The sequence below is a fragment of the Duganella sp. GW821-FHT07F09 genome (assembly GCF_059418705.1).
Genome location: NZ_JBWKQJ010000003.1, coordinates 292,086 through 316,728, shown reverse-complemented (window position 1 = coordinate 316,728; position 24,643 = coordinate 292,086). Strand labels below are relative to the sequence as shown.

The 24,643-nt window shown below is 65.6% G+C and carries 18 protein-coding genes; 10 read left to right on the top strand and 8 right to left on the bottom strand.

The genetic code is table 11. The annotated features are described in order from the left end of the window. Nucleotides 1-62 precede the first annotated feature (62 nt). Genes AC07P1_RS09920 through tssA form a run of 7 tightly spaced genes read left to right on the top strand, consistent with a single transcriptional unit; the run spans nucleotide 63 to nucleotide 9,526 of the window. Entirely contained in the window at nucleotides 63-908 is an 846-nt protein-coding gene (locus AC07P1_RS09920) for a M15 family metallopeptidase (RefSeq protein ID WP_494695632.1), read from the top strand. Nucleotides 909-917: 9 nt separating this feature from the next. After that, entirely contained in the window at nucleotides 918-1,187 is a 270-nt protein-coding gene (locus tag AC07P1_RS09915; protein ID WP_494695631.1) for a PAAR domain-containing protein, read from the top strand. A 36-nt stretch (nucleotides 1,188-1,223) separates the two neighbouring features. Next, nucleotides 1,224-2,672, top strand: a complete 1,449-nt coding sequence (locus tag AC07P1_RS09910; RefSeq protein ID WP_494695630.1) for a hypothetical protein — start codon at nucleotides 1,224-1,226, stop codon at nucleotides 2,670-2,672. Between the two features lie 49 nt (nucleotides 2,673-2,721). Continuing rightward, on the top strand, nucleotides 2,722-6,651 hold the full coding sequence (gene tssM / locus AC07P1_RS09905; protein WP_494695948.1) for a type VI secretion system membrane subunit TssM: 3,930 nt from the start codon (nucleotides 2,722-2,724) through the stop codon (nucleotides 6,649-6,651). Continuing rightward, complete coding sequence (gene tagF, locus AC07P1_RS09900; protein ID WP_363496336.1) at nucleotides 6,648-7,631, top strand: type VI secretion system-associated protein TagF; 984 nt, start codon at nucleotides 6,648-6,650, stop codon at nucleotides 7,629-7,631. Before tssM ends, tagF begins: the two co-directional genes overlap by 4 nt. A gap of 35 nt (nucleotides 7,632-7,666) precedes the next feature. Further along, entirely contained in the window at nucleotides 7,667-8,434 is a 768-nt protein-coding gene (locus AC07P1_RS09895; protein ID WP_494695629.1) for an OmpA family protein, read from the top strand. 27 nt (nucleotides 8,435-8,461) lie between these two features. Beyond that, on the top strand, nucleotides 8,462-9,526 hold the full coding sequence (gene tssA, locus AC07P1_RS09890; protein ID WP_494695628.1) for a type VI secretion system protein TssA: 1,065 nt from the start codon (nucleotides 8,462-8,464) through the stop codon (nucleotides 9,524-9,526). A gap of 211 nt (nucleotides 9,527-9,737) precedes the next feature. On the opposite strand, the gene tssH is transcribed toward tssA, so the two are convergent. From tssH to AC07P1_RS09850, 8 genes are all read right to left on the bottom strand, one after another. Continuing rightward, nucleotides 9,738-12,407 (bottom strand): type VI secretion system ATPase TssH, encoded by a 2,670-nt coding sequence (gene tssH, locus AC07P1_RS09885; RefSeq protein ID WP_494695627.1) that lies wholly within the window; start codon nucleotides 12,405-12,407, stop codon nucleotides 9,738-9,740. A 48-nt stretch (nucleotides 12,408-12,455) separates the two neighbouring features. Beyond that, nucleotides 12,456-13,538, bottom strand: a complete 1,083-nt coding sequence (gene tssG / locus AC07P1_RS09880; protein WP_494695626.1) for a type VI secretion system baseplate subunit TssG — start codon at nucleotides 13,536-13,538, stop codon at nucleotides 12,456-12,458. Further along, nucleotides 13,502-15,346: a type VI secretion system baseplate subunit TssF gene (tssF, locus tag AC07P1_RS09875; protein ID WP_494695625.1), complete on the bottom strand. Its 1,845-nt coding sequence runs from the start codon at nucleotides 15,344-15,346 to the stop codon at nucleotides 13,502-13,504. Before tssF ends, tssG begins: the two co-directional genes overlap by 37 nt. A 1-nt stretch (nucleotide 15,347) precedes the next feature. After that, on the bottom strand, nucleotides 15,348-15,839 hold the full coding sequence (gene tssE, locus AC07P1_RS09870; RefSeq protein ID WP_494695624.1) for a type VI secretion system baseplate subunit TssE: 492 nt from the start codon (nucleotides 15,837-15,839) through the stop codon (nucleotides 15,348-15,350). A gap of 265 nt (nucleotides 15,840-16,104) precedes the next feature. Next, entirely contained in the window at nucleotides 16,105-16,596 is a 492-nt protein-coding gene (locus AC07P1_RS09865; protein ID WP_090313453.1) for an Hcp family type VI secretion system effector, read from the bottom strand. Between the two features lie 43 nt (nucleotides 16,597-16,639). Further along, entirely contained in the window at nucleotides 16,640-18,124 is a 1,485-nt protein-coding gene (gene tssC, locus AC07P1_RS09860; RefSeq protein ID WP_494695623.1) for a type VI secretion system contractile sheath large subunit, read from the bottom strand. A 3-nt stretch (nucleotides 18,125-18,127) separates the two neighbouring features. Further along, nucleotides 18,128-18,637 carry a type VI secretion system contractile sheath small subunit gene (gene tssB / locus AC07P1_RS09855; RefSeq protein ID WP_471706281.1) on the bottom strand — a complete coding sequence of 170 codons (510 nt, stop codon included), beginning with the start codon at nucleotides 18,635-18,637 and terminating at the stop codon, nucleotides 18,128-18,130. 85 nt (nucleotides 18,638-18,722) lie between these two features. Next, nucleotides 18,723-19,307 (bottom strand): tetratricopeptide repeat protein, encoded by a 585-nt coding sequence (locus AC07P1_RS09850; RefSeq protein ID WP_494695622.1) that lies wholly within the window; start codon nucleotides 19,305-19,307, stop codon nucleotides 18,723-18,725. A 271-nt stretch (nucleotides 19,308-19,578) separates the two neighbouring features. Here AC07P1_RS09850 and tssK point away from each other — a divergent pair, with 271 nt between their 5' ends. The 3 genes from tssK to AC07P1_RS09835 are packed head-to-tail and all read left to right on the top strand — an operon-like array spanning nucleotide 19,579 to nucleotide 24,606. Beyond that, nucleotides 19,579-20,925: a type VI secretion system baseplate subunit TssK gene (tssK, locus tag AC07P1_RS09845; protein WP_494695621.1), complete on the top strand. Its 1,347-nt coding sequence runs from the start codon at nucleotides 19,579-19,581 to the stop codon at nucleotides 20,923-20,925. A gap of 10 nt (nucleotides 20,926-20,935) precedes the next feature. Beyond that, nucleotides 20,936-21,718 (top strand): type IVB secretion system protein IcmH/DotU, encoded by a 783-nt coding sequence (gene icmH, locus AC07P1_RS09840; RefSeq protein WP_494695620.1) that lies wholly within the window; start codon nucleotides 20,936-20,938, stop codon nucleotides 21,716-21,718. Further along, nucleotides 21,718-24,606, top strand: a complete 2,889-nt coding sequence (locus AC07P1_RS09835; protein WP_494695619.1) for a type VI secretion system Vgr family protein — start codon at nucleotides 21,718-21,720, stop codon at nucleotides 24,604-24,606. The genes icmH and AC07P1_RS09835 overlap by 1 nt, the downstream gene beginning before the upstream one ends. Nucleotides 24,607-24,643: the final 37 nt, after the last annotated feature.

Here is a 24,643-nt window from a genome sequence, read left to right as displayed (position 1 = left end):
CAGAAAGTTTATAAACTGGCCGCCGCAGGGCGCCGATGAACGTGGTGAGGGTTGAGGTAGTCGTGTTTTTACTGGCGGTGGTGCTCTATTTTCTGCTGGCGTGCCTGATCAGCTGGCTGGTGCTGTTTCCGGCCGGCCGCGCTTATGTGCTGGAGCGGGCGGCGCGAGCCGAATCCGCGCTGCAGCGGCGCTTTGCCGGACTGAAGCGCCGGCAGACGGCCGGTGCCGGGGTGTTGTTGCAGTCCAGCGCGGCGTCCGCGCAGGGCCTGGCCGCGTTCGCCAAGCGCCATTACCTGCTGTGCCTGGGCGGACTCTTACTGCTCAGCCTGCCGCCGACGCTGGCCTTCCTGGCGAGCGGCAAGAACATGCTGGGCGCCTACGACGTCTCGACGCGCGAAGTGAACACGCAAGTGGCGGGACTGTTGCAAGGCGAGGAGCTGGTGCCGCCGGTGGCGTTGCCGCCGACCGTGTTCGCCACGGCCGAAATCGAGCGCGAGCGTCCGATGCTGGTCTCGGCCAGCCGCAACTGGTCGCTGATGGACCCGGAATATACCCAGCGCTTGTTAATGGTATTTAAGATAATGAAAGAGCAACACGGTTATGATATGGCGATCCTGGAGGGCTACCGCAGCCCCGAGCGCCAGAACATGCTGGCCGGCATGGGCAGCAACGTGACCAACGCGGCCGCCTTCCAGAGCTGGCACCAATATGGCCTGGCGGCCGATTGCGCCTTCCTGCGCGATGGCAAGCTGGTGATCTCGGAAAAAGATCCGTGGGCCATGCGCGGATACGAACTGTACGGCCAGGTGGCCGAATCGGTCGGCCTGACTTGGGGCGGCCGCTGGAAAATGATGGATTTCGGGCACACCGAATTGCGCGTGCCCGGCGTGATGAAACGAAAGAGTTAAGGAGACGACATGGCTGGTCCGGTGATACGGTTGGGAGACAAAACGTCGCACGGCGGCGTGGTGGTGAGCGCTTCGATGTTAAGCGACAGCGGCGGCATTCCGATCGCCCGCGTCGGCGACATGGTGGTGTGTCCTATTCCCGGCCACACGCCGGGCGTGATCGTCAGCGGCGACCCCACCATGATCGTCGACGGCATGCCGGTCGCCCGCGACGGCGACAAAACCAGTTGCGGCGCCAGCCTGATCGCCAGCCAGCAAGCCACCACGGACCAGGTGTAGACACATGCATAGTATTCACATGGGCGGGCGCCGCTGATGCGCCCGTGGTTGAGTCGTAGCCTGATCGTCGCCGCGACCTTCGCCGCCTGCTGGTTGGGTGCGGTATGGTATTGGCGCGAGACGCGCCGCATGCCGGGCACCGACGACCTGGTCATCTATTTGTTGCTGTTGCCGCTGCTGCTGTTGCTGCTGGTGTGGGGCGGGCGCAAGCTGCTGGCCGCCGCCAGCGCCGGTGCGGCCGCCGCGTCCGCCGCCGCTGCCGCCAGCGCCGCCGACGCCGCCGCGCAAAGCGCCCCGGCCGCGCCTCCCGCCGCCGCGCTGACCGTGCTGGCCGGCACGCTGCGCATGCCGCATGGCGACAGCGCCGCCCGTCTCGCCGACGCGCTGCTATCGCGCAAGGCCAACCTCGCCCTCGATCCGGAACTGGTCGATGAAAGCGGCTATCCCATCCTCAGCGGCCGGGTCGACGGCGTCGACGTCCCCGCCCAGCAGGACGAGATGGCCGACTGGCTGCGCGCCCACCATCCGGAAATCGACTTCAGCGACGAGCAATGGCGGGCAATGGCGCTCGGCAGCGCCGTGGCCGCCGATCTGGCCGCCGAACTCGGCCCGCATCCGGCGCTGCCGGCCTACCTGGACGCGGTCGCGGCCGGCAAACCGTTGCCGCCGCTGCCGGCGCTGCACGTCGTCACCCTGCTGCCGGCCGAATGGACCGACGCCCAGCGTGCCGCCGCCTGCGGCTGGCTGCGCCACATCGTAGCCCGTCACGGCTGGCCGCAAGCCCGCCTGGCGCCGCCGCTGCTGGCCGCGCACGCCCAGCCGGCGCTGCAGTTGATCCGCCAGTTGACCACCCAGGCGCGGCAGGACGAGCAACCGTTGCTGTGCCTGGTGCTGGCGTGCGGCTCGCGCATCGGCGCGGCCAGCGTGCAGGACTGGGCCGACCATTTCATGCTATTCGACAGCAACCATCCACAGGGTCGCATCCCGGGCGAAGGGGCGGCCGGCCTGCTGCTGGCCGACGCCGCCCAGGGCGCCCTGTTCGACGCCGCCGACGCCGCGCTGTTGTATCCCGCCAGCAGCGCGCTGCGCGCGGCCTCGGCCGACACCAAGCCGCGCGGCGACAGCAATCTGCTGGCCGAGCTGGCCACGCAGGCGATCGCTACGGCCGGCGTCAACGCCGCCGACATCGCCACGCTAAGCGCCGACAGCGACCAGCGCGTCGGCCGCATGACCGAATTGCTGGGCATGGCCAGCGCCACCCTGCCCGAGCTCGACCTGGGCAGCCAGGTGCTGTCGGTCGGCGCCGCCTGCGGCGACGCCGGCGCCGTCTCGACCCTGGCCGCGCTGGTGCTGGCGCAACAGCAGGTCCGCGCCGGCAAAGGCCCGGCGCTGTGCGTGACCAATCTCGATCCATTCCACCGTGGCGCCGTGCTGCTGGCGGCCCCAGCAGACACGGCCGCCCCGCCGGAAACGGCCACGGCATGAACCATTTCACTCAACCCAAGTACGCCTTAGCCCCTTTAGCCCCACTATGATGCAACGATTCTGGCACTTTCTCACCGCTCGTTTCAGCCTGGCCGTGATCGGCTTCGCGGCCTTTGCCGCCGCGCTGCTGATCGCCGCCGCCGTGTTCGAGATTTCCTACCAATGGGTATTGATCGTGCTATTGGCCGCGCTGCTGCTGTACGGCGCCGTCTGGCTGTTCAAGCGCTACCGCCGCCAGCGCTCCGGCGCCGCCTTCGGCGGCATGCTCGAGCAGCAGACCGGCGCGTCCAAGGCCGACGCCGCCCAGCGCGAGGAGAACGAGGCGCTGCGCAAGCGCATGATGGAAGCCATCGGCACCATCAAGACCTCCAAGCTGGGCCAGCTCTCGGGCGACGCCGCGCTGTATGAGCTGCCGTGGTATATGGTGATCGGCAACCCCGCCGCCGGCAAGAGCACCGCGATCGCCAGCTCGGGCCTGCAGTTTCCCTTCGCCGACAGCAAGATCGTCCAGGGCGTGGGCGGCACGCGCAATTGCGACTGGTTCTTCACCACCGACGGCATCCTGCTCGACACCGCAGGGCGCTACTCGGTCAGCGAAGAGGACCGTGGCGAATGGCTGGGCTTCCTCGGCCTGCTGAAGAAATACCGCAAGCGCGCGCCGATCAACGGCATCATCATCGCCGTCAGCGTCGCCGAGCTGACCGGCAGCCGCCCCGAGTTCGCCATCAACCTGGCCAAGAACCTGCGCCAGCGCGTGCAGGAGCTCACCGAGAAGCTGGAAGTGCACGCGCCGGTCTACGTGGTGTTCACCAAGGCCGACCTGATCACCGGTTTCAACGAGTTCTTCCAGGACGCCGAACGCGGCGAGCGCGATAAAGTGTGGGGCGCCACCCTGCCCTACAGCCAGACCAGCTCCAAGCAGGACGTGCTGGAGCAGTTCGACCAGCGCTTCGACGAGCTGTACGACGGCCTCAAGGACTTGAGCCTGGCCAACATGGCCTTGCAATGGCGCGAGCGCATGCCGCCGGGCGTGTTCACCTTCCCGCTGGAGTTCAGCTCGATCAAGGGGCCGCTGCGCACCTTCATCGCCACCCTGTTCGAAGAAAACCCGTTCCAGTTCAAGCCGGTGTTCCGCGGCTTCTACTTCACCAGCGCGCTGCAGGAGGGCGAATCCGTTTCGGCCTCGTCCGAGCGCGTCGCCCACCGCTTCGATTTGCAGATGCTGCCGGCGGCCCAGTCCGAGGTGCACGACCAGCACGGCTACTTCCTGCTCAACCTGTTCCGCAAGGTGATCTTCGCCGACAAGGACCTGGTGGCGCAATACGCCAGCCCGGCCAAGACGCGCATGCGCTACGCCACCTTCTTCGGCGCCATGGCGCTGGTCGGCCTGGCGCTGGGCGGCTGGAGCTGGTCCTATCTGGCCAACCGCCAGCTGGTCAACAACGTCCAGGCCGATCTGGCGCAGGCCGTCAAGGTGCAGGAAAAACGCCTGGACCTGGCGTCGCGCTTCGAGGCGCTGGAGATCCTGCAAGACCGTATCGAACAACTCGAATCCTACCGCACCGACCGTCCGCTGTCGCTCGGCCTGGGCCTGTACCAGGGCGAGTTCCTGGAGCGCAAGCTGCGTGAGGAATACTTCTCCGGCCTGAAGGAAGTGATGCTCAAGCCGGTCGGCCAATCGATCGAAGCCTTCCTGGGCGAAGTCAACACCGGCGCCGACAAGTTGGAACCGATGTCGCGTCCGCCGCAGTCGGGCGCGCTGAACGCCGCCACCGCACCGGTGGCCGGTGCCGTTCCCGCCGTCCCCGGCGCGGTCGTTCCCGCCGTCGCGCCTGGCGCGGCGCCGGGCGCGTTGCCCGGCACGGTCGCGCTGTCGCCGGCCGCCGCCGTCAACTTCGGCGCGCTGCAGTTCAAGGACGCCAATCCGGCCAACGTCGAGGACGCCTACAACGCGCTCAAGACCTACCTGATGTTGACCGACAAGTCGCGCGCCGAGGCCAGCCACCTGAACGACCAGCTGACCCGCTTCTGGCGCGTCTGGCTCGACAGCAACCGCGGCACCATGCCGCGCGAGCAAATGATCCGCAGCGCCGAGCGCATGATCTCGTTCTACCTGAGCCAGATGAGCGACCCGTCGTGGCCGACCATCGAGCCCAAGCTGGCCCTGGTCGACCAGAGCCGCGACAACCTGCGCAAAGTGGTGCGCGGCCTGCCGGCGCGCGAAAGAGTCTACGCCGACGTCAAGGCGCGCGCCGCCACCCGCTTCCCGTCGATGACGGTGGCCCGCATCGTCGGCGAGCAGGACAAGGAACTGGTGGTGGGCAGCTACGCCATCCCGGGCACCTTCACCCGCGAGGCCTGGGACAAGTTCATCCAGGAAGCGTTCCGCGACGCCGCCAACCGCGAGCTGCAAAGCTCGGACTGGGTCCTGAAGACCGCCGCCAAGGACGATCTGACCCTCGAAGGCAGCCCGGAGCAGATCCAGAAGGCGCTGGTCGAGCTGTATAAAAACGACTACGCCAAGGAATGGCAGAAGTTCATCCAGGGGGTCAGCATCCGCGAACTGAACGGCTTCGACCAGGCCGCCAGCGCCATGAACCGCCTGGGCGATCCGCAAGCGTCGCCGATCGACAAACTGATCAAGACGGTCTACGAGCAAACCTCGTGGGACAACCCGTCGCTGATCGACGCCGGCCTGCAGCGCGCCCAGCGCGGCGTGGTCGAGTGGTTCAAGCAAACCATCCTGCGCCAGAAGCCGTCCGGCATCGACGTCAACATCAACACCAGCGCGGCACCCGGCGCCGCGCCTATCCCGATGGGGCCGGTCGGACGCGAGTTCTCCGGCGTCGCCAAGCTGGTCGTCAGCAAGGATAAGGGCGCGACCCTGATGGGCGGCTACATGGACGCGCTGTCCAAGCTGCGCGGCCGCTTCAACCAGATCAAGAACCAGGGCGACACCGGCCCCGGCGCCAAGCAGTTCATGCAGCAGACGCTCGACGGCACCGGCTCCGAACTGGCCGAGGCGCTCAAGTACGTCGACGAGCAGATGCTGGTCGGCATGACCGATCAGCAGCGCCAAGCCATCCGTCCGCTGCTGGTGCGGCCGCTGATGCAAACCTTCGCCGTCATCGTGCGTCCGACCGAAACCGAGGTCAACAAGGTTTGGACCGCGCAGGTGCTGGAACCGTTCAACCGCAGCCTGGCGCTCAAGTATCCGTTCGCGCCGGAATCGCGGGTCGAAGCGACCGACGCCGAAATCGGCCAGATGTTCGGCCCGGACGGCGCCATCGCCAAGTATTTCAACACCACCATCGGACCGTTGGTGGTGCGCCGTGGCGACACCCTCAGCGCCAAGACCTGGGCCAACATGGGCATCAACCTGGCGCCGGGCGTGATCAACAGCTTCCCGAGCTGGGTGGCACCGCTGTCGGCCGGCGGCGTGGCCGCCCAGGCCGGCGCGGCCGAGTCGCAGACGCGCTTCGACGTGCAAGCGCTGGGCGCGACCGGCGCCACCGAGTTCACCATCGAGATCGACGGCCAGGCGCTGCGCTGGCGCGGCCAGCCGCAACCGTGGGTGCATATGGTGTGGCCGAACCCGCAAGGCACGCCGGGCTCGCGCATCACCGCCATCACGCCCGAGGGCCGCACCGTGGTGCTGCTCAACGAGCCGGGCCACTTCGGCCTGAAGAAGATGATCGACGCCGCCAAGCGCACCCGCAAGGATAGCGGCGTGTTCGAGCTGAGCTGGGAGAACAGCAACGTGGTCGTGCGCGCCAACCTGAAGATCGTGGGCACCACGCAGGCGGCCCCGGCCGCCGCGCCGCCACCCGGCTCCGCCGCAGGCTTCCGCCGCATGCGCCTGCCCGAAATCATCACCGCGCCGGCGCCCGTCGCCGCACCTGCCGCCCCTGCCGCTGCCGCCACCCCGGCGGCAGCCGCGCCGGCGGCGGCGCCGGCCGCACCAAGGAGCCAGCCATGAGCCGCGCCACCCCGATCTCCATCGGTTACTTCGGCAAGATTCCCAGCCGGGGCGACTTCGTCAAGGCCAGCGAGAATCCGGCCCTGATCAACATCCTCGACGCCTGGCTGGCCCAGGCGATGGACCTGCTGAGCGCCGACACGCGCTGGAAGCTGACCTACGACGCCCTGGCGCCGCTGCATTTCGCCTTCATCGGCCCGCGCCGTGGACGCGCGATCGCCGGCCACATCGTCGCCAGCAGCGACCAGTCCAAGCGGCGCTTCCCGTTCCTCATGATGAGCACGATGGACGTGGAAGACCCGGCCGGCTTCGTGCCCAACAGCCCGTTGGTGCTGTCGCGCCTGTGGAACCGGTTCGAATCGCTCAGCGCCGGCGTGCTGGCCGCGCCCGAGCCGGCCGGCGCGCTGCAGGCGGCCGCCGCCAGCACCATCGACGTGGACTTGCGCAGCGCCGCCTACGAGGCGGCCTTCAACGATTTCCTCGACCTGCAAACGGTCGGCGGACTGGATGCCATGCTGGCGCAGACCGGCTTCCCCGGTTCGGTGCGGCAAGTGCTGCTCGCGCTAGGCCTGCTGCTGCAGCCGGTCATGGCCAGCAGCTCGAGCCGGCTGGAGAAAAGCCTGGTGCTGCCGCTGCCGTCGGACCCGATGTACCGCAACCTGGTGGGCGCGTTCTGGATGCACCTGATCACGCCGTTCCTGATGCGCGCCGACTTCGAACTGTCGCTGTTCACCACCCGCCTGGGCGGGCGTCCGGCGCTGGTGCTGGGCTTTAGCGGCGCCTCGGCGCTGACCCTGCAAGCGATCATGGACCCGCAGGCCGGCCTCGAACACCATATCGCCTTCGACGAGCTCGACTGGGTCGAGGAGCAGGTCGACGCCGACTACGCGATCAAAAAGGTCTCGACCTACCTGGCCCAGCCCAACCTTTCACTCAAATCGGCCTGCGACTCCGTGCGCGCTGCCTTTATCGGAACTTGATCATGCGTTTTATCCGGACAGCTGTATTTATTAGTATGACCGCGAGTCTCGCCGCCGGCCTGGCCGGCACGGCCGCCGCCCAGGCGGTGCCGGCGGCGGCCACGCCGCAGCCCGGCCAGGTGCTGGCCAGCGGCACCGTCCCCGACGAGGCCACCAAGGCCGGCGTGCTGGCGCGCCTGCGCGAAGTCTACGGCGCCGACAAGGTGGTCGACCAGATCGCCGTCGGCCAGGTGGCGCAGCCGGCCAACTGGAACGCCTACGTGCAAAAGCTGATCACGCCCAACCTCAAGCAGATCAGCCGCGGCCAGCTCAAGATCGACGGCAGCACCGTCAGCGTGCGCGGCGAGGTGGCCAACGAGGCGCAGCGGCAGAAGATCGCCAGCGACTTCGCCACCAGCCTCAATCCGACCTATGTGGTCAACAACGGGCTGCGCGTCTCGGCAGCCGAGCAGAACATCCTCGACAACACGCTGGGCAACCGCATCGTCGAATTTGAAAGCGGCAAGGCGACGTTGACGCCGACCGGCCTGGCCATCCTCGACCAGATGGGCGCGGCGATGCAGAAGCTGCAAGGCCGCAAGGTGGAAATCATCGGCCACACCGACAACCAGGGCCTCAAGGCCAGCAACCAGAACCTGAGCCAGGCGCGCGCCGAGGCGGTCAAGACCTATCTGACCGGCAAGGGCCTGAACGGCGACATGCTGACCGCGTCGGGCCAGGGTTCGGACCGTCCGATCGCCAGCAACGACACGCCGGACGGCCGCGCGCGCAACCGCCGCATCGAGTTCCGCATCGCCCAGTAAACGGCACACTACATTCAAAGGTAACGTATGTTTTCAGCAGAACAATTGCTCGGCCCGATCAGCCCTGGCGCGCCCAGCGGCGAAGACCTGTCGTTCTCGCCGGACCTGGACGCCATCGCCCAGGCGCGCCGTTTCGACGATCCATCGCTCGACCAGGGCGAATGGGTGACCGAGCTGAAGGAAGCGGACTGGGACTTCGTGGTGCGCCGCTGCGCCGCCTTGTTGCAGGAAAAGAGCAAGGACTTGCGGCTGGCCGTGTGGCTGACCGAGGCAGGCGCCAAGACCGTCGGCCTGCGCGCGCTGGGCGAAGGTTTCAAGGTGCTGGCCGGGCTGTGCCGTGATTTTTGGGACCAGGGCCTGTATCCCGAGTCGGACGGCAACGACCATGACCAGCGCATCGGCAACCTGAGCTGGATACTGGGACGGGTGCCGGCGCTGCTGCGCGAGATTCCGCTGACCGAGGGTCGCGGCAGCGCGTACTCGACGATCGATTTCGAGGTGGCGCGCAAGCTGGCCGCCGCCACCAACGGCAACAGTTCGTCGGGCAATCCGGGCGCCAAGCTGGCGGAGATGGAAACGGCGCGCAGGAATAATTCGGCGCAGTTCGCCACGGCGTTCGCGGCCGATGCGCAGATGTGTCTGGATGCGTTGAGGGAGCTGGAACAGGTGGCCGATGAGCGGCTGGGCGTGGATAGCCCCGGGTTCTCGGCGGCGCGCGATGCCTTGCAGACCTTGCAGCGGATGGTGCCGGCGCCGGTTGCCGGCGGCGGAGTTGCGGAGACGGAATTGGCCGATAACGCTTATGTTGGTTCGGCTGCCGTCGATTTTACGCACGATGGTGGCCAGGTGGCGGCGCCGCCGCCGTCCGGTCCGCCGGGCGCGATTCACACGCGGGCGCAGGCGTTGGCGCAATTACGGGCGGTGGCGGCGTTCTTCCGCCGCACGGAGCCGCATAGCCCGGTATCGTATTTCGCCGACAAGGCGGCCGACGCGGGCGAGCAGTCGCTGCACGATTGGTTGCGGTCGGTGGTCAAGGACCCGAATTCGATGGCGCACATCGAGGAGTTGTTGGGCGTGAAGCCAGCGGAATAAGGTAGCGCCGTCGGCGGCTCGTAAATGGCGGATTACGGCGTTCCGCCTAATCCGCCCTACGTGTCTCCTCGAATTCGCGGACGACACGGGCCATGGCGCGCGCGTCAACGCGTGCGGCCGACTCGGAACCGCGCCGCACACGCCGATACACGTAGGGCGGATTAGCGAAGCGTAATCCGCCATGTGTGATCCGCCAATCAAGCAAGACGCATCACTTAATGGTGTACTTGAACTGCCCCTTCTTGTCGGCGCTGACCTTGATCTTGGAGATCGTGGCGCCCTCCGCCATCTTGGCCAGCACCGATTCGGCGACTTCCGGCAACAAACTCCCGTTCAAAATATTGTCGACATTGCGCGCGCCCGAATCCACCTCGGTGCAACGCGCCAGCACCGCCTCGACCAGCGCCTCGTCGTACGTCAGCTCCGCCTTGTGGTTCTCTGAAATCCGCCGCGCGATCTTGCCCAGCTTGAGCTCGATGATCTTGACCAGCACGTCATCGGCGATCGGATAATACGGAATCACCTTCAAGCGCCCCAGGAACGCCGGCTTGAACACCTTCATCAAATGCGGCCGAATCACCTGCTCCAGCTGTTCCGGCGTCGGCATGTCCTTCGGCTCCTTGTTCAGGCAAGCCTGCATCATCGTGCTCGACGCCACGTTCGACGTCAAAATGATGATGGTGTTCTTGAAGTCGATCTCGCGGCCCTCGGCGTCATCCATCACGCCCTTGTCGAACACCTGGAAGAACAACTCCATCACATCCGGATGCGCCTTCTCGACTTCGTCGAGCAGCACCACGCTGTACGGATTGCGGCGCACGGCCTCGGTCAGCACACCGCCCTCGCCATAGCCCACATAACCCGGCGGCGAACCCTTCAGCCCCGATACGCTGTGCGCCTCCTGGTACTCGCTCATGTTGATGGTGATCAGCTTGCGCTCACCGCCGTACAGCACATCGGCCAGCGCCAGCGCGGTCTCGGTCTTGCCGATGCCCGACGGCCCGACGAACAGGAACACGCCCTTCGGCTTGTTCGGATCGTCCAGATTCGCGCGCGACGTACGCACGCGCTGCGCCACCGCCTCGATCGCATGCGGTTGCCCTAGCACGCGCTCCTCCAGCATCTCGTTCAGCTTGAGCACAGTCTTGATCTCGTCCTTGACCATCTTGCCCAGCGGGATGCCGGTCCAGCCAGCCACAATCTCGGCCACCACATGGCCGTCGACCTGCACCGGCACCATCGGCGCCTCGCCCTGCAGCGCCTTCAATTCCTTGATCAGCGCCTGCACACCGGCCGCCGCGTTCTTGGCCGGGGCTTTCTCGGCGCCGGCTGTTTCCAGTTCCAGGCGCGCCGCCTTGATCTTCTCGGTCAGGCCCTTCTCCAGCTCCCAGCGCGCGGCCAGGGTGCCGTGTTCGTCGCTGGCCTTGGCGCGCTCCGAACGCAGCTCGGTCAGGCGCGCCGCATGGCTGCCGCCGCCGCTTTCCTCACGCGCCAGCGATGCGATCTCGGCATCGATGCGGTCCAGCTTTTTGACCAGGTTCTCGATTAGGGCCGGGGTGGCGTTCTGGCCCAGCGCCACCTTCGCGCAGGCGGTGTCGAGCACGCTGATGGCCTTGTCGGGCAGTTGGCGGCCCATGATGTAGCGGTGCGACAGGCGCACCGCCTCGGTGATGGCCTCGTCGTAGACGCGCACGTTGAAGTGTTTTTCCATCAGCGGCGCCATGCCGCGCAACATGGCGCAAGCCAGTTCCTCGCTCGGCTCCTCGATCTTGACGACCTGGAAGCGGCGCGCCAGCGCGGCGTCTTTTTCGAAGTATTTCTTGTACTCGCCCCAGGTGGTGGCGGCGATGGTACGCAGCTCGCCACGCGCCAGCGCAGGCTTCAACAGGTTGGCGGCGTCGTTCTGGCCGGCCGTGCCGCCGGCGCCGATCATCGTGTGCGCCTCGTCGATGAACAGGATGATGGCGTGCGGGCTTTTCTTGACTTCGTCGATGACGTTTTTCAGGCGGTTCTCGAACTCGCCCTTGACGCTGGCGCCGGCTTGCAGCAGGCCCATGTCCAAGGTGTGGATCTCCACGCCTTTGAGGATATCGGGCACGTCGTCCTGCGAGATACGCAGCGCCAGGCCCTCGACCACGGCGGTCTTGCCGACGCCGGCCTCGCCCGTCAGGATAGGATTGTTCTGGCGGCGGCGCATCAGGATGTCGATGGCCTGGCGGATTTCCATGTCGCGCCCGATCACCGGGTCGACCTTGCCGTCGCGCGCGCGCTGCGTCAGGTTGGTGGTGAACTGGTCCAGCGCCGGCGTCTTCGACGCGGCCTGGCCGGCCAGCTCGCCGACCGGGTCGCCGCCTGCATCCTGCTCGCCGGCCGGCGCGCCCTCGCCCGCCGCGACCGCTTCCTGCGAACCCTCGGTCAGCTTGTCGAGCTTGTGTTTGATCTCGTCGACATTGAATTTATTGAACAGCTTGGAGCCGCGATAGGCCAGCTGCGCCAGTTCGCTGTCGGTCAGCAACGCCTGCAACAGGTGGCCGCTGCGGATGCTGCTCTGGCGTCCGGCCTGGATGTCGAGCGAGGCGATCAGCCAAGCGTTTTCGAACAGCTTCGGCAGGCGCGCCGAGAACACCGGCGTGCGCGTGTTGCCGGTCTTCAGGCGCGACACCTCCGCTTGCAGGTCCGCCTCCAGCATCGGGATGCTGATGCCGCTCTTGCGGGCGATGACGACGAAGTCGCTCTTCGGCTGTTCCAGCAGCGCCAGGAACAAGTGCTCGAGATCGACCTCGAATTGGCCGAGGCCGACGCAAATGCTGGCGGCGCGCGTGGCGGCGGTGCGGCTGGTGTCGTTCAGCTTGCCGATCAACGTCTTCAGGTTAATGCTCATAGCGCGGTTTTCCTTGTTCGATTAAATAGGTTCGGGTTTGCGGAAACATTACAGGGTATGGATTTCATAGCGCACATCGGCGCGGTCGCGCCGCTCGTCGCCGGTGATGAGGAAACTGTCCCAGCCCAGGCGGCCGCCGGCGCGCTCGTCGCTCAGGGTCACACCCTCGACGTCGGCCGCGCGCAGCACCAGCTGCACCTCGTATTCGAGCGACATGCCGGTAAACATGGTCAGCATCTTCTCCAGCGCCTTGGCGGCCTTGCCACCAGGCAGGAAGGAATCGAAGCTGGCGCGCGGCAGCGGACCGACCGTGAGCAGCATACGCAGGTCGCGCTGCCACACCCGCTGGCCAACCAGCGCGCTGGTGCCCAGCTGGGCGTTGGCGCCGCCCAGCGCGCTCTGCTGGCCGGGCGGCACGTCGTACCAGGCGCCGATGAATTGGGTCACCGTCACGCGCTGGCCGAAGTACTCGCTCAGCACGTGGCCGATCGACACCGACGACGCCGGCCGGTGCCGCATGGCGGCGGCGAAATAGCCGATCGATTCGTCGAGCACGCCCTCGCCGTGGTCGGACAGGCGGTGCTTGAGCGACTCGTTGCCGATGCCGGCCAGGGACAGCAACAACGGCAGGAAGCGGTCCTTGCCGTCGATCTGGTACTTCAGCTCCAGCCGGTACTTGCGCCACGATTCATAGAACAGCGCCAGCGCACGGTTGGAAAAGGTGTCCAGGAAGGCGCGCGGACCTTCGTCTTTTTCGTACAGCGCGTGCGCGGCCACCCGCTCGGTGTAGTGCGCCGGCAAGGCGCCGGCCGTGCCGAGAAAGCCCATGAAGGCGGGCGTGATGCGGATGTATTTCAGCTCACCGTTGCGCAGCGCCTCGCCCAGCGCCTGGCTGTCGCGGCCGATCTCGCGCGGCTCGGGCTGCATCGCCTCGAGCTGGCTGGCCGGAAAATTGAGCGACAGCGAGTTCTGGAAGCGCAGGAAGCTGGCCACCGCCTGCTCGTGCGGCAGGCCGTTGCGCTTGAGCCAGAGCTCGAGCATGCGCACCGCCTGGAAGAACTGAAAGCGATACGGCTGCTCGAACAGGCGCTCGATTACACTAGGTTCAAATCGCCGCTTCGTGGTGTGCATCGCAACAGCTCCTCCCCTGATTTTTTGGATACGACCACCAATTGCGTAAAGCTGTTGGCGTGCACGTACAGGCCGAGGAAGCGCTCGACGATATGGGTGAAGGCGTGGATGCCGCTACCGACGAAGGCTTCCTCGTCGATGGTGATGCTGACTTCGGTGCCGCGCACCAGGCAGGCGAACGGGTTGCCCGGCAGCCAGTGGTTGGCGGCCTTGCTGCTGATCGCGTGGATGCCGCGGATCTGGCGCTGCGACGTCGGCGAGCGCGGCAGGTCGTACAAGGTCAGCATTTCCTGGAAGGCGTCGACGCCGCTGCCGGCCAGCGACAAATGGTTGAGCGACAGGTGGGAGATCAGGCGCCAGTGGGCGCCACGGCCGCGCTCGAAGCGGTGGGAGTCGGTCGGCCGCCGCAGGAAGGTGATGCTGCGCACGCTCGAGCCGCCCTCAAGGAACAGGTCGCCACCGCGCATGCCGTACGTCAGCGACGCCGGCAGGTCGCGGTTGGTGCAGGTCAGCTCCAGGCTCAGGGTGTTGGTCTCGATGGCGGCCGGATCGAAGTCGATGTCGACGATCGAAATCTCGGTCTCGTAGCCGGGGCTCTTGCGGGCGATGACCTCGTCGCGCCGCATGACCCAGTAGTGGCCGTTCTTTTCCGGCGTCTCGCCGTGGCGCAGCGAATAAAACGGCCGGAACTCGATGACCGATTCGCCCTGCGGCGTCTGCCGCACCAGCTTGACCGAGTCGATCGATTGCACCTCGAAGGCGTAGGCGCGGCGGGCATCGGCCAGCACCGGGTAGCTGGCGGTGGTGTGCGTGACGCGAATCGGCTCGCCGCGCTGGCGGAACAGATTGACCACCGGCGTGCAGCCCAGCAGCAGGTTGTTGGTCGACATCGTGCCCAGCATGCGCGCGGTGTTCGAATCGGTGCGCAGGCCGCTCATGCCCAAGTGCAGCGTGAAACGCTTGCAGCCGACCGGCAGCGACACGCCGATCGCCGACAGGTCGATGTCGATGAAGTTGAATTTTTCCGGGAAGCAGAAATACTCGGTCAGCAGCCGGTAGGCCGGATGCGAGCGGGCCGAGAACGGGATCAGCGATTCGTCCTCGCCAAAGCCGGCCGGCCACACCGGCACCGCCGCCAGCGGAGTCCAGCGGCCGTTCTGTTCCGGCTCGACCCAGGCCTTGACGGTGCGCAGGAACAGCGCGTCGCGCAGCGCGGCGCAGAACGACGGTTCGCCGTCGATGAACACGCGCAGCATTTTGATGCCCAGCTGCGACACGGTGACCTGCGCGGCGGTGGTCTCGATGGTGATGCTGAGGCCGGAGCTGACGTTCGGCGGCAGCATCACCGCCTCCGGCGCGTCGATGATGGCGGCGAACGAGGCGTGCGACAGCGCGATCGGCGCGACGGTGACGGGATAAGTGGTGCGGAAGGTGCACGCGACGCCCTTGACGGGGCGCGTGTCGAGTTCGGTCCCACGGGCGATCTCGGTGGCCGTGGTCAGTTGCGCGGCGGCGGCGCTGTAGTCCATGCGCGCGATCGAGCACGACGGGAACGGCCGCAGGTAGTGCGGATACAGCACCTCGAACAGCGCCTCGGTGAATTCGGGGTAGTCGTCGTCGAGCCGCTTGGAGATGCGCGAGTTGAGCAGCGCGAACGACTGGATCATGCGCTCGATGTGCGGATCTTCGCAGACCTCGCCGCCCATCAACAGGCGGCCGGCGATTTTAGGATAGCGTTCGGAGAATTCGCGCGAATAGCGGCGCAGAAAACCCAGCTCCCGTTCGTAGTACGGTAACAGTTCTTCCAAGTCAGACTCCCGGCGACGCCAGACGGCGCGCCTTGCTAATGGTGTAATGCAGGCTGGACGGCTGCAGGACGGCGTCGAAGTTGACCGGCTCTTGCGCCGCGTGCACCACCAGCAGCGCGGTGATGGCGAAATTGAGGCGGTTGATCGTGCCCTCCTGGATCTCGAGCGAGGCGCGCACGTTGCGCAGGCGCGGCTCGTGGCGGGCAATGGCCTTTTCCAGGCAGGCGCAGATGTAGGCGCGGTCGTCGGCGCTCGACAGGCTGAGTCCGGCAAAATCGTTGAGGCCGTAGGTCAGGATCGAGCGGCCGCATTCGGGAAATTTTTTGATCAGCTCCTCGCTGATGACGGTGCGCGTGTTGAGCAGCGCTTCGAGGTCGCGGGCAACGGTGTCCTTCAAGTCCTCGATCGACAACCGGGACACGGTGGCACTGGTGGCGCCGTGGACGGGCGCGTCCATCAGGCGGTCGAACAGTCCCGGCGAAAAACCCTTCATGTGCATCCTGAATATCAGTATTAAAACCCAATGTCGGACATAGTGCAGCGTCCGCCGCCGCGTCGGGCGGCGGCGGTTGCCACAATAAATCCAGCTTTCGCGCCGGCTCCCTACCCGTTCGCGGCGGCATCAAGCCGCCACAGGGGAACCGGACGCGATGGCGAACGGGGCGCGGCGAGCGTCATGGCGCACGCGCGTCGTCCCGGTCGCCGGCGTCGATTGCGCGGCGTCCCGACGCCGCCACGCAATCCACGGCGAATGGTTATTAGGCCGTCTTGTTGGCCGACAGATCCCAACCGCCCGAGGTGTTGCCGCCCGAACCGCCACCGATCTTCTGCTGGGTGTACTTCCACTTCACTTTCGAGTACTTGATCGACACGTGCTCGGACAGGATGTCGCCCGGTTGCACTTGCGGTGCGACGCTGCTGATCAGGACGTTTTCCAGTTCGATTTCGAAGTACTTGATGCGCTCGCCCTGGCCATCGGCGCGCAGGAACTCGAACTTGGCCTTAGGAATGGTTTTACCCGAGGAGCAAGTCTGCAGCAGCAGCGGGGTCGACAGGTCGGCCAGCTTGGCGATCACGATCTCTTTGTGCTCGGTGCGCTCGGCGGTGTGGCCGCCGGCCGACGAGGCGGTAGCCGATTTAGGCTGCAGCACTTCCCACTGGACCGATTTGCACTCGATCCAATCTTTGTGGGTGCTGTCGGCGGATTCGCCTTTGATGCCGTCGATTTGCAGATATACGTCGATTGCCATGGTATTCCTTTCGGTTTTGGATTAAAAAACAAACAGTTAAAACTTACGACTTGGTCGATTGAGGCAGCTCCGCGACCAGACGGAGTGAAACGGACAGCTCGTCGAGCTGGAAATGCGGGCGCAGGAACGACACGGCGCGGTATACGCCAGGACGTCCCGGCACCTCGGATACTTGCACCGACGCTTCGCGTAGCGGGAACTGGGCCTTCTGTTCCTGGCTGGCGTTGTCGTCCAGTAGCACGTATTGGGTCAGCCAACGGTTGAGGAAGTCCTCGACGTTGGAGGCGGCGGCGAAGCTGCCGATCTTGTCGCGCATCATCGCCTTCATGTAGTGGGCGATGCGCGAGACGGCGAAGATGTATTGCAGCTGGGCCGACAGCACCGCGTTGGCGTTGGCCGCGTCGGTGTTGTATTTCTTGGCCTTTTGCGTCGATTGCGCGCCGAAGAAGGCGGCGTAGTCGGTGTTCTTGCAGTGCACCAGCGAGATGAAGCCGAGGTCGCTCAATTCCTTCTCGCGGCGGTCGGTGATGGCGATCTCGGTCGGGCACTTGAGCGCCACTTCACCCTCGTCGGTCTTGAAGGTGTGGGTCGGCAAGTCCTCGACCAGGCCGCCGCCTTCGACGCCGCGGATGGCGGCGCACCAGCCGTAGTCCTCGAACGCGTTGGTCAGCTTGGTGCCGAAGGCGTAGGCGGCGTTGCACCACAAATATTTGTGGTGGTCGGTGCCGTCGACGTCCTCGACAAAATTAAAGCCCTCGACGGTCATGCCGTCGGCCGGGTTGAACGGCTGGCGGCCCAGGAAGCGCGGCAACGTCAGGCCGACGTAGCGCGAATCCTCGGACTCCCGGAACGATTTCCACTTGGCGTACTCGACAGTGTCGAACACCTTCGACAGGTCGCGCGGCTTGCCCAGGTCGCTGTAGGTCTCCAGGCCGAACAACTCCGGCGAGGCGGCCGAGATGAACGGCGCGTGCGAGGCGGCGGCCACGTGCGACATCTGCTCGATGAAGTACATGTCCTCGGGCTGGCGGGTGATCTCGAAATCGCCGATCAGCGAGCCGAACGGGGCGCCGCCGAACGTGCCGAACTCTTCCTCGTAGACCTTCTTGAACATGGTCGACTGGTCGAACTCGAGCGCGCTCTGGAAATCCTTGACCAACTCCTTCTTGGTCGCGTTGAGCATCTTGATCTTGAGGTTCTGGCCGGTCGACGAATTTTTGACCAGGTAGTTCAGGCCGGTCCAGCTCGATTCGAGCTTCTGGAATTCCGGCGCGTGCATGATGGCGCTGAGCTGTTTCGAGATCAGGCTGTCGAGCTCGGCGACGCGGGCGTCGATGGTGGCGGCCAGGTTGTCCGACACCACGACGGTGCCCTCCATGACTTGGCTGACCAGCTCGGAGATGATGTCCTTTGCGCGGGCGTGCTCGACGCTCGACTTGGCGACCTTGCTCTGCTCAACGATCTGGTCGAGCAGGGCCAGCTCGGTGGTGGCCGCGCCGGCCGACGATGGGGAAGTTTGGACGGACATGGCTCAATCTTTCTTCGGGGTGGTTTGCTGGCCCAGTTCGGCCAACTTCTCGGTGCTGTGCAGGACGTCGTTGAGGATGTCTTCAAGCTTGTCGTTGCCGGCCAGCTTGTTGCGCAGGTCGGCCAGCTTGGTGCGCGCCTCGAGCAGCTTGCGCAGCGGCTCGACTTGTTCGACGACCGCCTCGGGACGGAAATCGTCCATCGACTTGAACTTCAGGTCGACGGCGAACTCGCCGCCGCCCTCGCCCAGCTCGTTGGCCACGCGGAAGGCGGCGCGCGGCTCGACGCCCTTGAGCACCTCGTCGAAGTTGTCGCGGTCGATGTTGACGAACTTGCGCTCCTTCAAGCGCTTCTGTTCGACTTCGGAGTTGCCGCCGAAATCGCCCACCACGCCCATCACGAACGGCAGCTCTTTATTCTCGATCGCGTCGCCGATCTCGACGTCATAGGTCATCTGGACCCGTGGCGGACGCACCTTTTGCAGGCGTTTCTGAACACTCTCTTTTTTCGACATGACATCCCCATTTCAAAAATAAACAGCGGCGTCGCGGCGACGCCGCCGGGTGGAATTGCTGAATTACTGACCGTTTCGACCCTGATTACTTCAGCGCGTCGAAGGGGTCGGCCTTCGGTTCGCGGGTCGGCTGCTTGCCGCCCTTTTTATTCGTTGCCGTGTTGCGTGGCGGCGGCGTGGCGGGCTTGGCCGGCGGCACCAGCACTTGCTCGCCCAGGCTCTCGCGCAGCAGCTTGGCCAGGTCCTGCGACTCGGTGCGCAGCGAACCGGACAGGTTGTTTTGACGGCTCAGGTCGGCAAGCGCGCGGGTCGACAGGCGCAGGCCGCTGATGGCGATGATGCTGTTGGCCAGCTGGTCGTTGGGGTCGCGCACCAGGATCTCCTGGGCGTTGACGATCGCTTCGCCATACTGGCCGGCCTCGTATTTGGTCTGCGCCATGCGGGTCCACGGATCCTTGTCGGCCGGGTAGGCGGCGGCGGCCTGCTTCCACAACGCGATCGCCGCTTCCTTCTGGCCGGCGCTGTCTGCGGCGGCGGCCTTGCCCATGACTTCGGCGATGGTCGGCACCGCCTCTGGCACTTTGACCACCGGCGCGGTGGTGCAGGCGCTCAGGGCCAGGATGCAGGCGGCACCGCCCAACAGGCGGCGAAAGTGGATGGATGTACTCATGTATTCCTCAAAAGTCAGATGTGTTAAACGCGGGAACAGTTGCCATAAACTGTTGCCAATTTCTCATTTTTCGGCAGAATATCATAAATTTAATAATTTACCTCGTACAATACGAACTCAACCGTACAGCGTTACCGAAAAGAAAGATTATAAAGCTTAGCACGTTACGTAGAAGAAACACTCACAGTGCGCCAGAAAATGTTATTGTTCTGGCAGTTGTGATTGGGCATTATTTTTTTTGGTTCGCAGGCATGAGGCGATAAGGCATTCGATGAGCATCACGGGAAAACTTTTATGGGGTGAAGGACTGTTCCTGCGTCCCCAGCATTTTCAGCAGCAGGACCGCTATCACGAGCAGCGGCTGCACGACAGCGTCAAGGCGCTGCATCCTTATGCCTGGGGCGTGAGCCAGTTGCAACTGGACCGCGACGCCCTGCACAACAACACCTTGCGCCTGCTCGACCTGGCGCTGGTGTTCCAGGACGGCGAGATCTACCAGGCGCCCGGCGCCGACGAGCTGCCGGCCGAGATCGACCTGAGCAATATCCCGCAATCGCAGCAGGCGCTGACCTTTTACGCCGCCCTGCCCGCGTTCAAGCATTTCGGCGGCAACTTCGCGCCCGAGGGCCAGCCCAGCAACGCCGCCCGCTACGCCCAGAGCAACCTCGACACGCCCGACCTGTACACCCAGGCCGCGCACGCGCAGCTGACCTACCTGAAGAAAACGCTGCGCCTGGTGTCGGAATCGGAGCCGCGCGACTCCTACGTCAGCCTGCCGCTGCTGCGCTTGCGCCGGCTGTCGACCGGCGGCTTCGAGCAGGACCCGTCGTTCATTCCGCCGAGCCTGTCGATCCGCAGCGCCCCGTTGCTGTTCCTGCAACTGCGCCGCCTGCTCGACGCGCTGCAGGCCAAGGTCAACGCGCTGTACGGCCACCACCGCGAGCCGAGCAAGCACGTCATCGAATTCCGCTCCGGCGACATGTCCTCGTTCTGGCTGCTGCACACGGCCAGCTCGGCCTACGCCTCGCTAAGCCACTACTTCCACCACCCGACCCTGCACCCGGAGCGGCTCTACGAGCAATTGCTCGGCCTGTCGGGCGCGCTGATGACCTTTTCCAAGGGCATTTCGCTCAGCGATCTGCCGCAGTACGACCACCTCGATCCCGGTCCCGGCTTCGCCCGCCTGCACGGCATCATCCGCGAGCTGCTCGACACCGTCATCTCGTCGAAATACTTCGCCATCGCGCTCAACGAGGTCAAGCCGTCGTACCACCACGGCATGCTCGACTCGGGCAAGATCGACGCCCAGACCACCTTCTACCTGGGCGTCTCGGCCGATTTGCCGGGCGTCGAAATGGTCGACGTGGTGCCGCTGCGCTTCAAGATCGGCGCCCCGGACGACGTCGAGAAATTCGTGCTCTCGGCCATGCCGGGCGTGCGCCTGACGCATGCGCCGCAAGTGCCGGCGGCCGTGCCGGTGCGGCCCGACACCTATTATTTCGCCCTCGAAGCCAAAGGTCAGATGTACGAGCGCATGCTGCAAGCGCAATCGATCTCGATCTACGTTCCGTCCGGCATGCGCGACCTGAAACTGGACCTCGTCGCCGTCACTTCCTGAAGACCAACCCATGACTACTAGCGCCCCTCCTTCCCTGATCCCCGGCGGCCAGCCCGCCTTCTCGCCGGCCATCGCCGCCGGCCCGGGCACCGAACACACGCTGATGGACCTGATGTACGACGGTTTTTACGCCCTGTTCATGCTCAAGAACGGCAACGGTCCGCAGGCCAACGCCGACTTTATCGCCAAGATGACGCAGTTCCTCGACGACTTCAGCCGTGGCGCCAAGAAGCAAGGCGCCTCGGCCGACGACATCGACAACGCCAAGTACGCCTTCTGCGCGGCGGTCGACGAGATCATCCTGCGCTCGCCGTACGGCATCCGCGACGCCTGGGAGCGCCGCCCGCTGCAACTGGTGCTGTTCGGCGACCAGCTGGCCGGCGAAAACTTCTTCAACCGCCTCGAAAGCCTGCGCGCGCGCGGCAGCGCCCACCTGCAGGCGCTCGAAGTGTTCCACATGTGCCTGCTGCTGGGCTTCCAGGGCCGCTACATCATCGAGGGCTCGGAAAAGCTGGCCTACCTGACGGCGCGCCTGGGCGACGAGATCGCCCACATGAAGGGCAAGAAATCGGGCTTCGCGCCGCACGCGGAACGGCCCGACCAGATCATCCACAAGCTGCGCAACGACGTCCCGCTGTGGGTGCTGTGCTCGGTGTTCGCGCTGATCGGCGCGCTCGGCTACATCGGCCTGCGCAGCATGCTCGGCCATAGCACCGAAACCAGCATGAGCGCCTACAACGACGTGGTCAAGCTCGCACCCAAGCAGGCCAACCTGACCATCACGTTGCCGTGATGAGCATGCCCGACCTGCCGGGCTCGTCCTTGGTGGACGGGCTGTTCGGAACCGGCCTGAGCCAGCACGCGCGCCTGATCACCCTGGCCAGCGCGCAGGACTCGACGCTGCCCGAGTCGCTGATGCCCGAGCGCTTCACGGGCCGCGAAGCGGTCAACGAACTGTTCCGCTTCGACATCGACGCGCTCAGCACCTCGACCGACCTCGAGCTGGCCGAGTTCATCGGCGAGGAAATCACGCTCAAGCTGCTGCAGGCCGACGGCACGCGCCGCGCCTGGCACGGCATCTGCACCGACGCCGCCTGGCTGGGCGCCGACGGCGGCCTGGCGCGCTACCGGCTGCGGCTCGAACCGGGCCTGGCCCTGCTCGGCCTGCGCCGCGACAGCTACATCTTCCAGGACAAGAACGCGCAAGACCTGGTCACCGAGCTGCTGGCCGATTACAAGCAGGTGCGGTTCGAATTCGACATCACGCAAACCCTGGTGGCGCGGCCGATCTGGACGCAATACCGCGAAAGCGACCTCGAATTCCTGCAGCGCGTGCTGGCATCCGAAGGCCTGAGCTGGCGCTTCGAGCACGACCAGAAAGAAGGCGCGGCCGATTCCGAAGGCGGCGGTCAGAAGCAAGCCAAACACAAGGTCGTCTTCTTCGACAGCAAGGCCGTCGCGCCGGAAACGGTGGGCGGCGCCGCGTTGCGCTTCCACGGCGTGCGCGCCACCGACAGCGACGACGCCATCGACGAATTCAACGCGCTGCGCCGCATTCAGGCCAACGCCGTGACCATCAGCAGCTGGGACCCGACGCAACTGGTGGCCCCGGCCGCCGAGCAAGCGACCAGCCTGGACATCGGCGAACTGCCGGCCTTGTCGATCTACGACGGCAGCGCCGAGCGGCGCCACGCCGACAGCGCCGCCGCCGACCCGCACAGCCGGCTGATGCTGCAAGCGCTCGAGCTCGACAACAAACTGTTCGAAGGCCAGGGATCGGTGCGCCGCCTGGCGGCCGGCCACGGCTTCCAGCTGACCCAGCACGAGCACTACGCCGACGGCGCCAACAAATTCACCGCGCTGTGGGTCGAGCACGAGGGACGCAACAACGTCGAACCGGCCCTTGGCGGCCTGGGCAAGCTGATCGGCGCGGCCAAGGCCGGCCTCGCCACGCTGGCCAAGTTCGCCGGCTCGCAACTGGAGGCGGGCACCTACCGCAACCGCTTCGCCTGCGTGCGCGACACGGTCGCCATTGTCCCGCGCGCGGCCGCCGAGCGCTTCAACGGCGCCTCACTGGGACCGCAAACGGCGCTGGTGGTCGGCCTGCCCGACGCCATCAACACCACCACGCGTGAACACCAGGTGCGCATCCAGTTCGCCTGGCAGCGCGGCGCCGGCGCCAACGCAGGCGGCCTGCCGCACAACACCGACGACAAGGGCAACGCCCCCGGCAACGACGGCTCCGGCACCTGGGTGCGCGTGGCCGAGGCGCTGGCCGGCCCCAACTGGGGCTCGCAGTTCACGCCGCGCATCGGCACCGAGGTGCTGGTCGACTTCATCGAGGGCGACATGGACCGCCCACTGGTGGTCGCGCAGCTCTACACCGGCGCCGACACCCCGCCCTACTCGGCCGGCGTCGATACCGACATCAACCACGCCGGGGTGATCTCCGGCATGCACAGCAATAATTTCGACGGTGGCGGCTACAACCAATGGGTGGTCGACGACACGCCCGGCCAGCTGCGCACGCGCCTGGCCACGTCAAGCGCCGCCACGCAGTTGAACCTGGGCTACCTGGTGCAGCAGACGCCAGGTTCGGCGCAACGCGGCAACTATCGTGGCCAAGGGTTCGAGCTGCGCACCGACGCCTGGGGCGTGTTGCGCTCGGGCGAAGGCATGCTGATCTCGGCCACCGCGCGCGCACAACAAGGCGCCGGCGTCACATCGACCCAGCTCGACAGCGCGGAGGCGACCGGCCTGCTGCGCGCCGCCTCCGAACTGAGCAAGAACCTGGCCGACGCCGCCACGCAGCAGAAGGCGCTCGTCAGCAAGGACGCCAACCAGGCGCAGATCGATTTCATCACACAGATCGATCCTGAGCAAAAAGGGAAATTTGATGGCGCCGTCGGCGGGCACGATCCGTTGAAGGCCACGGCCGGCGCGCGAGACCTCGACAGCGGCGCGCCGGTGGAGAAGTTCGGCGAGCCGATCGTGCTGATGGAAGCGCCGGCGAGCATCAACTGGGCCACGCCGGCATCCACCGTGCTGTTCGCGGGCGGGCAGTTGCAGTGGACCACGCAGTCCGATATGCATATGGCCGCCGCGTTCACGGTGGCGTCGGTGTCGGCCAACGCGACGGGCTTGTTCACGCACGCCGGCGGCATCCAGGCGATCGCGGCCAACGGGCCGGTGTCGCTGCAGGCGCATACGGATCAGTTGGAGATTCTGGCGGACAAGGCGATCACGATCGTGTCGGTCAACGATGTCATCGAAGTCAAAGCGAGCCAGAAGATCGTGCTACAGGCTGGACAGTCCACGGTGACGCTGGAAGGTGGGAATATCACTTTCGCTTGCCCGGGCAACTTTACGGTCAAGGGTGGGCAGCATATTTTCGATGGCGGCGCGAGCGTCAATGCAGAGCTTGGCACACTGCCCAGTGTCACCGCCACCATAGTACCACCTGGTAAAACATTGCTAACGAATTTCGACGAGCAGATTGTTTACAAAGACTCGCATGGCGAGAGTATCCCGGGCCTGCCTTTCACCGTGAACAACAAGGCAAATACCCAGCAGAAACTTGTCGATACCGTCCCCACCGAAGGTGCGCTGCAACGGTTGAATACGAAGCAAGCTGAGCCACTTGAATACGCTTTGCGCTACGCAAAGTTCAAGTTTAAATAAAAATGTCAATTTAAAGCCCTAACTATGGCCACTACAC